10 protein-coding genes, 1 pseudogene and 1 other annotated feature are annotated in these 12433 nt (G+C 44.0%); of the genes and pseudogenes, 2 read left to right on the top strand and 9 right to left on the bottom strand.

The annotated features are described in order from the left end of the window. From AC5V8P_RS17130 to AC5V8P_RS17155, 6 genes are all read right to left on the bottom strand, one after another. Positions 1-1616: class I SAM-dependent methyltransferase (locus AC5V8P_RS17130; RefSeq protein WP_495473739.1), on the bottom strand; the 1616-nt coding region annotated here is incomplete at its 3' end. Between the two features lie 345 nt (positions 1617-1961). After that, positions 1962-2930 carry a glycoside hydrolase family 43 protein gene (locus tag AC5V8P_RS17135; protein ID WP_064796124.1) on the bottom strand — a complete coding sequence of 323 codons (969 nt, stop codon included), beginning with the start codon at positions 2928-2930 and terminating at the stop codon, positions 1962-1964. Between the two features lie 40 nt (positions 2931-2970). After that, positions 2971-4356: an arabinan endo-1,5-alpha-L-arabinosidase gene (locus tag AC5V8P_RS17140; RefSeq protein WP_064796125.1), complete on the bottom strand. Its 1386-nt coding sequence runs from the start codon at positions 4354-4356 to the stop codon at positions 2971-2973. 86 nt (positions 4357-4442) lie between these two features. Continuing rightward, entirely contained in the window at positions 4443-5285 is an 843-nt protein-coding gene (locus AC5V8P_RS17145; protein WP_019686936.1) for a carbohydrate ABC transporter permease, read from the bottom strand. A 27-nt stretch (positions 5286-5312) separates the two neighbouring features. Further along, a complete protein-coding gene (locus AC5V8P_RS17150; protein ID WP_013370548.1) occupies positions 5313-6203 on the bottom strand; it encodes a carbohydrate ABC transporter permease in 891 nt (296 codons plus the stop codon). Positions 6204-6296: 93 nt separating this feature from the next. Beyond that, on the bottom strand, positions 6297-7640 hold the full coding sequence (locus AC5V8P_RS17155; protein WP_064796126.1) for an ABC transporter substrate-binding protein: 1344 nt from the start codon (positions 7638-7640) through the stop codon (positions 6297-6299). Positions 7641-8152: 512 nt separating this feature from the next. On the opposite strand from AC5V8P_RS17155, the gene AC5V8P_RS17160 reads away from it, so the two are divergent. Then, the gene (locus AC5V8P_RS17160) at positions 8153-9082 is read left to right on the top strand and encodes an ArsR/SmtB family transcription factor (protein WP_064796127.1); all 930 of its coding nucleotides are present in this window, start codon (positions 8153-8155) and stop codon (positions 9080-9082) included. A gap of 62 nt (positions 9083-9144) precedes the next feature. On the opposite strand, the gene AC5V8P_RS17165 is transcribed toward AC5V8P_RS17160, so the two are convergent. Beyond that, positions 9145-9846, bottom strand: a complete 702-nt coding sequence (locus AC5V8P_RS17165; RefSeq protein WP_063209273.1) for a DUF1361 domain-containing protein — start codon at positions 9844-9846, stop codon at positions 9145-9147. A 91-nt stretch (positions 9847-9937) separates the two neighbouring features. Continuing rightward, positions 9938-10546: a DUF1349 domain-containing protein gene (locus AC5V8P_RS17170; RefSeq protein ID WP_063209237.1), complete on the bottom strand. Its 609-nt coding sequence runs from the start codon at positions 10544-10546 to the stop codon at positions 9938-9940. Positions 10547-10734: 188 nt separating this feature from the next. After that, positions 10735-10973: a binding site (T-box leader), on the top strand. A gap of 43 nt (positions 10974-11016) precedes the next feature. Between AC5V8P_RS17170 and AC5V8P_RS17175 the strand changes: the two genes are divergently transcribed. Further along, positions 11017-12201, top strand: coding sequence for an aminotransferase class I/II-fold pyridoxal phosphate-dependent enzyme (locus tag AC5V8P_RS17175; RefSeq protein WP_063209235.1), 1185 nt, complete (start codon positions 11017-11019; stop codon positions 12199-12201). A 45-nt stretch (positions 12202-12246) separates the two neighbouring features. Here the strand turns inward: AC5V8P_RS17175 and AC5V8P_RS17180 are convergent. Beyond that, a pseudogene (locus AC5V8P_RS17180) lies at positions 12247-12433 on the bottom strand (NUDIX hydrolase); the annotation flags it as partial.

Below are 12433 nucleotides of genomic sequence, written 5' to 3' on the forward strand. Positions count from 1 at the left end.
CTTCGCAGAGCAGCCTCCACTGTTTGTGGATTGAACCTTTTTCCATCTCGTTCAATGTAGGAATACAACTCGTGAAGAATCGAAGAGAAAATAACCGTATCCATGCTCTCCGTTTCCACATACTCTTCCAGTTGAAGCGCATCACCTTTGATGACATCCCAACGGCGGTGCTCCAATTGCTTTTTACGCTTAAGCGCCTCAATCACATTCACAGAAATATCAAGCCCCAACGGCTTCGAGTCTGGTCTTTCCTGCTCGATCAGGTCCAGCAGTACGCCCCCGCCAGGTCCGATATCCAGTATACGGGTTCCAGTCACATAATCCAGAATGACCCTTTTGAAATCCGCGGTCTGGTTCATATCTGTAAGGTACGTCTCCTCATTGTGAAAACGATCATAAGCATCGCGACGTAAGCCGAACAGATCAAACAGCAGCAGAACTGCTTTGTCATACAGAGGCGTCTTTTCTGCCTCAATACAAAAGTCGATCAGTTTTTCAGCAGCTGATGAAAATACAAAATTAAAAAATACGGTACTTGGCAGCTCCTCTTTATGCTCTACGGTTACACTCAAATGAGGATTATGCTTCCGTTTTCCTTTTGAAATGTCCTGCCAGGACAGTGAGCTTAAATATTTTTCTATCATTCGTTTTTTGTATACGTTAATTTTCTTAACACCACGATAGTCATAATACATCGTATTCATAAGCGATTCAAAACTGATATGCCGTACCGTTGCCGGCTGTTCCTGTCCTGTGCCATCCCGCAACGTGAGTAAGAATACCTTGACCAGTTCTTGAAGTGAAAAATCTTGCAAAGCGGATTCTACATACCAAAGTGTCCGATTCTCCAGCGGAGCCAGCGCCTTCTCTACATTCAGCTCCCGCTCCAGCTCGGCGTAAGCCTGCTCAAACGGCTCCCCTGCATGAATCGAAACCGACCGCAATCTCTCCAATCGCTCCTTTACACTCCAGACTACAGGTGCGTTATCCCAAGCAATCCAGCCGATTAGCTCCTCTACTTCCCCTCGTACTTGCTCCCATAATGCAGGGTCTACACCGGCAATGATACATTCGTTCAGTGCTCGTAACACAAGTTCCAATTCCTCCGGGCTTAGCCAGCCCTTGCGAGTGATTTCGAGCAGCAGTCGATTTTCTGCAAAGGGTATTTCTCCCCGTATATATTGTCCGATTAATCCATGCGTCTCAATCAGAATCCGGGTCATGCTGTTGCGCGGGTAAGCAGGGGACTCTGCTTGAGCCTGTCTGACATACAGTTGGGAGGAGCCAATATTATGTACAAATAAATTGATGCCCTCATGCTGCCAGCGTAGCCGTTCGCGGACTGTGCCTCCTTTGGCTGTCTCAGACCATACCAACACATCCTCCAGTAGCTCTTTAATCCAGAATGACAATGGAAGTCCGTCCAAAATAAGTAACGTACGCTCCACGTAGTCCAGCACAGGATTAGCATCCTTTAACTCGCCTATGGATCGAATGCGCTCCAAATTTACAATACGCTCCTCAGCCGAAACAAGCAGCTTTAGCCAAGTCGGTGTATCCCAGGCCAGATCACTTTCTTTCCTGTAATTAGCAATGGCTTTTAACGATTGCAACATTTTTCTCACCTCGTGTGATTCGGATTCGGTATACACAGGAGACTTTGGAAAATATCTTGTATACCCTACACTTTACCATACATTTGTAACTTCCACCTCGTGGAAAATATTAAACATTTGTTTCAATTATTCAGTTGACATTGCTCTGTGTTTCGCATCCCCTAATTAAAGTACCCGTAACTTCGTTTCGTCTCGCAAAAGCAAAAAGATACCTTCCAGCCCTAATGCTGAAGATATCTTATCACTGTTGTTATACGCAGAAAAGTCATTCTCCTGCGATGTTTATAAAATTATAGTGCCGCTGTGTGGCACGTCGTCAACCATCTATTCGTATTCCGTATTCGGTTATCCAACAGAAACGCCGTCTGGTACCGGAATACCAAAGTCAGGTGTTCCATCCTCATTCCAATTCAAACGCTGAACACGTGTATGACGATTCGGATCATACAGCGGGTCACCTGTAATTTCCTTGTAATTGCGGGCGTGATATACGACAACGTCACTACCGTCCTCAGCAACTGTAAAGCTGTTGTGACCAGGTCCGAATTGACCTGTCTCCTCATTCGTGCAGAATACTGGCACAGGAGACTTAGCCCACGATTTCGGGTCAAGCAAATTCGCATTCTCGTCTGCCGTCAGCAGACCCATGCAATAATTGTGGTCCGTGGCACTAGCTGAATAGCTGATAAAAATCCGGCCGTTCCGTTTCAGAACCGCAGCTCCTTCATTCACCTTAAAACCAATGACTTCCCAGTCATATTCTGGTGTAGAGATCATGACTTGCTCCCCGCGCAGCGTCCACGGATTGCTCATTTCAGAAATGTACAAATTGGAATTGCCTACGATATCCGGGTCTTTCTGAGCCCATACATAATATAGAACTCCATTATGCTGGAAGGTTGTCGCATCGAGAGCAAACGACTCCCAACGAGTTTTGATCTGTCCCTTTTCCACCCATTCGCCTTCCAGAGGATTAGCTGAAGCATTTTCCAGTACGAACATCCGATGGTCGAACAGACCTTCCTTCGTTTCTGTGGTACGAGCTGCTGCAAAGTAAATGTACCATTTGTCGTTAATATAATGAATTTCCGGTGCCCAGATGTTCGCGCTTAACGGGCCTGTTTCATACTTATGCCACACTGCGACTGGCTCTGCTGTATTCAAGCCCTGAATAGTGCGTGCCCGCCGTACCTCAATGCGATCATACTCTGGCACAGACCCAGTAAAATAATAATATCCATCACTATGCTTGTAAATCCAAGGGTCTGCGCGTTGCTCAATGACTGGATTATTAAAAGATACAGTTTGATTCATGGTTTTTCTCTCCTCTATGTGTAGTATGTAGTTCATAAGATTAATCGCTGATACGTTTACCCCAGATGGAAATTCCCTTTTCGTTCATACCCGTAAAAATTAGTGTATGACGGCCAAGCTCCCAGTCCCATGAAGGAAGCAATAACAACTCTTCCTTTACTCCTTCAGATGAATTGCTCCAATCCATTGTTAGCGTACGTTTGCCATCAAAATTCCAATGACCTTCCAGAGAACCGCTGGTTGCCCGTCCTCCGTCCTCCAGACGGAGCGGTTCAGCTTCCACCTGACCGTCTATTTCCTGTCTGATCACGATGCGCTCCCAGTTGCCAGATAATAGTCTTTGGGGTATATCCTGCTCCCTTTCGCCCGCATACCGCTCCGGCGACACGACAGGCCAGCCATCAGCCGTCCACAAGATTTTGCGCACATGCAAGTAAGGCCAACTTTTATCCGTTTCTCCCCGCGCATGATGTACAATATAGTAATCGTCTCCGTCCTTCAGTACGGAGTTATGACCTGGCGCAACCCAGCCTTCTCCTTCACTAAAACGGTAACCACCCAGCACCTTGTTACCAATCTCATATTGAGGCAAATAACTGGTATTCGCCATGTCAAGTCCATTCATATCCATGTATGGACCTGTGATAGAATCCGAGCGAGCAACGCGAACATTGTAGTCCTCAAACAAGGAATCATACGAGACGAACAAGTAGTATCTACGGAACTTTGGATTGTACACAATGTACGGTCCTTCTATAGCTCCGTCCTCGGTTGCCCGATCTCTGGCAGCGATATTTTTACCATAGCCCGATTCTTTGAGTTTTCCAGTCTGGGGATCGAGTGGTGTAATATAAATTCCGCCAAAAAATGATCCATACACCATCCACAGATTTCCTTCGGCATCCAATACCGGATTAGCATCAATTGCATTCAGCTTGTCATGTTCATCTGTTTTAACAACCAGCCCCTCATCCTTCCATGGTCCTTCTGGGGAATGGGATGTTTGCAATCCAATAGCTGATCGTGTACTGCCAAATGTGGAGGCAGAATAATACATGCGATAGGTGTCACCTATCTTTATGACATCTGGAGCCCACAGATTGGTTGCTGATGACCATGCTCCCGCTTCCTTGGGGATGCCAGGCAGAGCATACTGAACCCAACTCCAGTGAATCAGGTCGGTCGATTTGCGCACCATGACACCCGGCCTCAGCTCTCCACCTGTTTTTACATCCGTCGAATAGACGTAATATCCCTGATCGGTTTTGATAATCGCCGGGTCATGCGCATTGTTAATAGTCCAGCGCTGTTCATCGTCTATCGTACTTTGATCATACAAGCGATCAGGAGGTGGAGCCTGCGGATATACAGGGTTCGGAGTGTTATCCCCACAGCCGGATAGACCCAGCATTAGCAGCATAACCATAACTGTTATTCTCCTCCTTCCTCTACTCAATACATAGGGTGACTGTGTTACATCCTTCATCCGAATCGTCCAAGTGCAAGTGTCAATTAACCCTTGACCCCTGAAATGGCAACCGACTCAATAATTTGTTTCTGGAAGATTAGGAATATAATCAATACAGGTAACAAGGCTATAATGGAAGCTGCCATAATAAGCGGATAGTCCGTCTGAATGGCGTAAGTCGCATTAAAGTTCGCAATCACCAGCTGCAATGTCTGCGTTTCTGGTGAGTTCAAGTAAATAATCGGTGCCAAGTAATCGTTCCAAATGCCCATAAACCATAAAATAAGCTGTGCGGCAACTGCCGGCTTAATGAGCGGGAACGTAATCGACGAATAAAGTCGGAAATAAGAGCTTCCGTCAATTTTAGCAGCTTCGATAATAGCATCCGGTACACTGAGCAAATACTGCCGCAGGAAAAAGATCATAACTACATTACCGAACAAGCCAGGAACGATCAACGGCAACAGCGTATCTACCCAGCCAAGTTTGGAGAACATCATAAACTGTGGAATCATAACTGTTGGGTAAGGAATCATCATGGATGCGATAAGTGCCAAAAACAGTTTATTTTTATGAGGGAATCTCAGCTTCGCGAATGCAAAAGCAGCCACACTAGATGTAAAAGTACCTACAACCGTGACACTTACAGCCACAATCACACTGTTCTTGATCCCGCTTAACAGAGGTCCTGCTTCCCAAATTTCCTTGTACTTACCAAACTGAAACACCTCTGGTATCCATACGGGTGGAAGTGCAAAGACATCCTGCTTTTCTTTTACCGAAGTGGACAACATCCAAAGCAACGGTGCGATCATCGCAATCGCTCCAATCGCCAGTACAATAAAGATAATGATATTGGTAACTTTCGTTTTTTGACTATGGGACATAATCAGCCTCACTCCTTTCCGCGAAAATCAATCCCCATCAAAGGATGATTTTTCATTCATTTTAAATTGAATCAAAGTTACGATAAAAATGAAGATGCCGAGAATCATAGCCATCGCGGAGGCATATCCCATTTGCAGGTTTTTGAATGCCTTATCCCAAATATAGAAGACAATCGAAGCGGATGAATATTCCGGACCCCCTGTAGGTGTCATAATGTTCATTTCAGTAAAGATTTGCGAACCACCAATAATGTTGGTGACGACCAGGAAGAAGGTTACTGGTTTCACCATTGGCCATGTAATATTACGGAACATTTGGAATCCGCTAGCTCCGTCCAGCTCTGCTGCTTCATAATAAGAGCGGGATACACTTTGCAGTGCAGCCAGATATAGCAACATTGTATAACCGAGACCTTTCCATACGGTCATGAGAATCAGGGCTGGTTTGACTGTATCCTTATCCATCAGCCAGTTAGGTCCCTTAATACCGAACAGCTCAAGAAATTGGTTCACCAAACCATAATCTCCGTTGTAAGCCCAGTTCCACATAATAGAAACGGCAGCCAACGAAGAAATGACCGGGATATAATAAATCACCCGAAATGTCGTCGTACCTGGAATTTTGCGATTCAACCCCAGTGCCAGCAACAAAGCTAGTACAAGACCGATTGGAATACCCAACATTAAGAAAAGAGTATTGTACATCGACTTATAAAAGAGTTCATCGCTAAATAAATCCTTAAAATTGTCGAACCCAATAAAATTCATTTGACCCAATCCGTCCCAGTCTGTAAAAGAGCCGTATAACGAATAGACAAACGGGAACAACGTGAAGATTAGCAGACCGAGAATAGGCGGAAGAATAAATAAGTATCCATATATCTTCTCTTTGCGGTAGAGATTAGATTTGGTTATCACAGGGCTCACCTCTGTTTCTGATTTGGAATGAAGATGATGTTAGCAGCATGATATTCAGCCACTAACATCATCCTTTTTTCCTCTATTTACGCATTATTTCTGTGATTTTTTCTCTTGCTCCACCGCTTTATCCAGCAGTTTCTGCATCTTCGGTTGTTCTTGTTTCACATAATCTGCTGCCGTAATTTTGCCATCCAGCACAGGTTGAATATCTGTGAAGAAAATATCGCACCATTCTGCGTTATACGTATAGTTTCCTGGTAAAGAACGTCCATAGTCATTTACGATATCAATAAATTCCTGTTTGTTGTTAGGCTTTGTTTTTGTATCTTTGGCCCATTCATCAGCCATATCCAGCAGATTCGGAATTTGTACCTTGGCATCTACGAGCTGCTTCATGCCTTCCTTGGAAGTAGTCAGATAGTTAACCAGTTCTACAGCTTCATCCGGATATTTGGTTTTAGAGGAAACACCGATACCCAGAGAACCAATCCATGTTGCCGGTTTGCCCGTCGATCCTGTTGGGAAAGGCAACAAATCATATTCGAATGGCAGCTTTTCAAATGTACTCATATCCCAAGGTCCTACCGGGAAGAAGGCCATCTCGCCCTTCATCCAGCGTTGATATGTGTCCAATGTTTGTGATTGTTCAATGCCAGGTGTGATTTTATATTTGTTTTGCATATCAGCAAAGAACTGAAGCGCTTCCGCAAATTTCGGATCATCAATCGTTACTTTGGTTTTGCTCTCATCCAGCCAATCAGCGCCATTACTCCATACAAAGGCTTGCAATGCCCATTGAACGTTAAAGCCTGTACCGTATTGATCTGGCTTGCCGTCGCCATTAGTATCTTTGGTCAACTCTTGGTTAACCTTAATGAATTCATCCCATGTATACGGCTTGTCTTTGTCAGGCAATGGAACGCCTGCTTTTTCAAACATGGTTTTGTTATAACCCAGGGCGAATGGACCCAAGTCCTTCGGCATACCGTAAATATTTCCTTGACCGGCCATTTTACCGTCATAGCGATACAAATCCACACCGTATTTCCAAATGTTATCAAGGTTTATATCCTTGCTCTTCTCAATATAAGGTGTCAGATCCTTCAACACCCCACTATTGACATAAGCTTTCAAATCTCCAGGGGCAAAATAGAAGATATCTGGAAGATTGTTACCTGTAATTGCAGCTCTAAGCTTTGTAGCATATTGATCTGCTGCTGTCACGACCATTTTAACCTTTACACCAGGATGTTCTTCTTCAAATTTTTTGATAACATCCTTATAAGCCTTCTGCTCATCCGTTCCTCCACGGAACATGAAAGTCAATTCCTTGCTTCCATCGCTACTGGAGCTTCCTCCACTACAGCCTGCCAGTGCAGCAACCATCAACAACAGAACAGCCATTGTTAGTGCAAAACCTTTTTTCTTTGTCAAGGCGACCCCTCCTAAAATTAAATGAAACCGCATACACATTAAATGTTAAAATAACTTTATAACACTCGGCCTAATCTTTAACTGTGCGGTACACAACCCGTTGTTGATTGCCGCTGTGATTATCATCCCTCTCATGTATCATATGATTAACATTTACATTTATCAATAATGAATTCGTTTACAAATAGAATATAGCACGCCCTTCTTCGGTTCGTCAATGCATTTTTCAATCTTTTTAAATAATTATAAAACATAGATTGGAGTAACCTAAAAAGCAAAATTAAGTCGTATTTAAGTTTATTTTCGCTTTAAAAATTAATAAATTTAACTTATTTACGATTTATATTTATAAAAAAGACCTTATTGTAGATTCAAATATCCCCTCCACTTTTTTAGTAAAAAAAATTTACAGATAAGCAGTTTACTTCTTTATGAATTTATTTTAACATAAATCAAAGTAAAAAATATAAGCGCTTACATTACATTATTATGGATAAGAAAGGGCTATAGCTATGATTTATATTAAGAACTTAATGTCGGGGTTAGACATTTTCAAAGCATTGGGCTCACAAATCCGCATTCAAATTCTTGAGCTACTTGCTGTTCAGGGACAAAGTATGAATGACATTGCAAGCAAGCTTCGTTTAAGCAACGGTACCATTACGATGCATATTCGCAAGCTGGAAGAATGCGGACTTGTGGAAATCAATACCGTGAGCGGTAAACATGGGACCCGAAAGATGTGTTATTTGAATAAGGAAAAACTAATGGTAGATCTGCGTAGCAGAGAACAAAAAAATGTGTATGAGGTGGAAATTCGCATCGGTCATTATAGTAACTACCAGGCAGTTCCTACTTGTGGATTAGTGACCAAAGACAGCATTATCGGTGATTTCGATGATCCACGCTATTTTGCAGATCCCGCGCGATTGGATTCTGAAATGATCTGGATGGCAGACGGCTTTCTGGAATACCGCATTCCTAACTACTTGAAAGCGAATCAATCCTTTAGTGAAATTCAATTTTCCGCAGAGCTTGGATCAGAAGCACCGTGTTATTGTGAGGACTATCCGTCTGATATTTGTTTTCATATAAATGATATTGCCATCGGTCACTGGACAAGCCCAGGCGATTTTGGGGCCGTTCCCGGGGTCCTTAATCCCGATTGGTGGCCTCCACACTTGAACCAATACGGGATGCTAAAGTTAATTCGCATCAATCAGCAAGGAAGCTTCATTGACGGGTGCCGTATATCAGAGGTCACCATAGACGATATCGGACTTGATTACAAAAGCGATATTACGCTGCGTTTATCCGTATCCGACCAATCGCAGAACAAAGGGGGACTCACTATTTTTGGTAAAAGGTTCGGAAATTTCAGTCAGGATCTGCTTGTGCGCGTGCTTTACGATGTACATGGAGAGGATGACTCCAACTCCTGACTTGTCACAGATCAAAAGGCCGAAGCCTGTATTCAATGAATACATGTCTTCGGCCAAAAATTCTAGTCTTCACTTAGGGAGATATAAATAAATAGATAAAAAATGAGCGCCATCCCAAACACCAGCCAGCTAAAGGACAACAAATGTAGTTTTTCCCCGGCATATATTACCCATCTCCAAATATCCGCCAGGAGCACCAGCGGCTGTAACAACACATCCCAGCTATTCAAGCGTGCAAATCTGCCTATATATACGCCTATGCTGGCCAGCCACAACATGACAAAAACTATCCCCCATGCAAGCCAGCCTGAACAAATCTTCCTCAACATACGGTGGATCATCAATACACATAGAGATGTAAGAAAAAGACCCATTCCAGCAGCTGAAAAGGACGTAAATACGATTAACCAGAATTGTGTGTTCAACCAAAAACGCGTATCAGGATTCACATCGTAAAAACGGAATGCATGAAGTAACTCGGTCACCAAATAAAGAGCATTCGGCAGAAAAAACAACCATATCCATGCGGCAAAAAATAAAAGAATATTTTTTGCTTTTGCATTTCGCAATTTGGTTAATGCCACCATTAGCAAAGAAATAAACACTGGAACCCATGCCAGAAATATGTCCCAGTATAGAAATTGATACATCCTCGTTCCGCTTGTGGACTGTAAATACTTAATAAGTCCGAAACAGCCCAACGTAGCTACAAGCAATACTCCGAGCAAACCGGGCAGCTTGTAACCCTTCCTTTTTATCAGCAAGCCTTTCATCTACCTCCTGCCTAACAGCACGTATTTACGCATTTCTAATTTTTCTCTTATAGCGCTTTCATATTTAGAGATAGGGCTTTTGTTACTCCACGTTTCGAATATCCTCAGGCACATGGTTTGTTATCGTTAAAGCCTCAAAGGTAACATTACAACCTTCTCCTACCGGAGATTGTGCGACAACTCCAACTTTGAGCTGGCTGGGAACGTTCATCCCAAAATATCTCGCCAGTTTCCAATGCTGACCATCCAGTGAATAATGAAAGGCAAAGCAATTTCCAGCCCGCGTTACTCGCAAATACGGATTAGAAACATTCATGGCCCCCGATATACAATCATCGGATGTATCCCGTGTGACCACACTTAGGATCGAGGGAGTATTTTCAAAGTATTCAAAGCATACCTTAGCCCAATGAGTATCATCAGCCATCACCATCAAGCATCCTGAATCATAGGGCTGTTTCATATCGACACGAACCCTCGTCCAGATTGTAAAATCTCCTTGAAGGGTGGTATGCAAAAAAGGAGCGGACGATTTGATAACTGCGCCAGACGGATCTCTAAAAAAATCTGCCTGTGAAGGTGCAGATACTTGTAAAGCCTTGGATTCATCGAAGCTCCATACGGTTGGTTCGTTGATCCACCCCCACCCTTCAGGCAAAACCTTCTCGTTAAAACCTTCAAATACGTTCATATGGACACCATCCCTCTCTAGCCAATATAGTCTTCAACACAGTGAATTTTGGGGTAAACTCCCCCTTGATACCACTATATACGTTATCTTCCAGTCGTCAATGATGATGCCCTGTCTTTTAGATTTTCAAAAAAAGACTTGCCATTCTGAAATGTTGTGCTTATAATTACACCTAAATTGATACGGAACAAATTTCAATGACGAGAACGAGTAAGCTATACAGCGGATTTGCAGAGAGTTGGGGCAGGTGAAAGCCAACATTCCGAGGGTAGCTGAACGCCATCTCTGAGAAGCGGGCTGAACCTGAAGTAAGCTCTGCCGCCTTTCCAGCGTTAACCGGAACACGTATTGATGGATACGTGAACAGAGTGTCATTTCCTATGGAATGAAACTAGGGTGGTAACACGGGTATAAACTCGTCCCTTTTACAGGGGCGGGTTTTTTTTGTTTTTCAAAAAGGAGGAAGCAACATGATTAATGTATCGACAGCAGTATCTATAACTGATTTCTTGACTCCGGCTGTACGGGAAATGCCGCCTTCAGGCATCCGTAAGTTTTTTGAATATAGTACAGGCAGAACAGATGTTGTATCGCTTGGTGTCGGTGAACCGGACTTTGTAACCCCTCAACATGTGAGAAAGGCCTGTATCACAGCACTGGAAAATGGCAAAACCTCATACACACCCAATGCTGGTCTTCCTGAGCTTCGCGAGGAAATTGCCGGATATCTGGAGAACAGCTTCAGCACATCCTACAACCCGGCAGATGAAATTATGGTCACTGTTGGCAGCAGTGAAGCTTTGGATCTGGCGCTACGCGCCCTCATCACAACACACGATGAAATACTCATACCGGCTCCTTGTTATATTTCGTATTCGCCTATCACGTTTTTGAACGGAGGACATACCGTAACGGTTGAAACATCTGCTGACCAGCAGTTTAAGCTGACAGCTGAGGCGCTGAAATCCAAGCTGACTCCACGATCCAAAGTGCTGATTCTCTGTTATCCGAACAACCCGACGGGCGGGGTGATGACCTATGAGGATTGGCTGCCTATTGCCCGTCTGGTCGAGGAGCATAACCTGATCGTCATATCGGACGAAATTTATGCTGAATTGACCTATGGGCAGCAGCATGTAAGCTTCGCTGCTCTGCCAGGAATGAAAGAACGCACCCTGCTGATCAGCGGCTTTTCCAAAGCATTTGCTATGACAGGCTGGAGGGTCGGCTATGTATGCGGTCCAAAAGAGTTGATTTCAGCCATGCTGAAAATCCATCAATATACAGCTATGTGCGCCCCCATTATCGGACAAATTGCTGCGATTGAATCCCTGCGCCACGGGCTGGAGGAGAAAGATCGTATGATGGAATCCTACAATCAACGTAGAAAATGGTTCGTTGCCAGCCTCTGTCAGACTGGGCTTCCATGTCATGAACCAAAAGGTGCCTTCTATGCTTTTCCCTCCATTACACACACAGGGTTAAGCTCAGAGCAGTTTGCCAAGCGACTGTTGGAAGAACAAGGAGTTATAACGGTCCCTGGTTCCGCATTTGGCCCAGGCGGCGAAGGCTTTATCCGCTGTTCGTATGCATCATCGCGTGAACAGCTGGAAATGGCTCTAGAACGCATCAGCGTATTTTTGAAACGCCTGTAAATCCATTTTCCCTACCATGAAATAAACATGAGCAGGGAATGAACACTACTTCAGCAGCTTTTGAATAAGCTTTTTCTGGTGTGCTGGCAAACCTTCCGGCCATTCCCCCACACGGCAGTAACAAATGTCGGAGATTTCAGCGCTTGGTCGAAAGGTCCCCGGGATCACCCGGCCTGTAAAAATAAGATCCACACGGTTCGGCCTCTGTCCAAACTGGGCTTGCGCTAATGAG

This window comes from Paenibacillus sp. N119s (genome assembly GCF_059447605.1).

Excerpts from the sequence above, each read along its gene's own strand:
- AC5V8P_RS17145 (WP_019686936.1), bottom strand. The coding sequence starts at position 5,285 with ATGTCCCATAGTCAAAAAACGAAAGTTACCAATATCATTATCTTTATT.
- AC5V8P_RS17160 (WP_064796127.1), top strand. The coding sequence starts at position 8,153 with ATGATTTATATTAAGAACTTAATGTCGGGGTTAGACATTTTCAAAGCA.
- AC5V8P_RS17135 (WP_064796124.1), bottom strand. The coding sequence starts at position 2,930 with ATGAATCAAACTGTATCTTTTAATAATCCAGTCATTGAGCAACGCGCA.
- AC5V8P_RS17175 (WP_063209235.1), top strand. The coding sequence starts at position 11,017 with ATGATTAATGTATCGACAGCAGTATCTATAACTGATTTCTTGACTCCG.
- AC5V8P_RS17170 (WP_063209237.1), bottom strand. The coding sequence starts at position 10,546 with ATGAACGTATTTGAAGGTTTTAACGAGAAGGTTTTGCCTGAAGGGTGG.
- AC5V8P_RS17140 (WP_064796125.1), bottom strand. The coding sequence starts at position 4,356 with ATGGTTATGCTGCTAATGCTGGGTCTATCCGGCTGTGGGGATAACACT.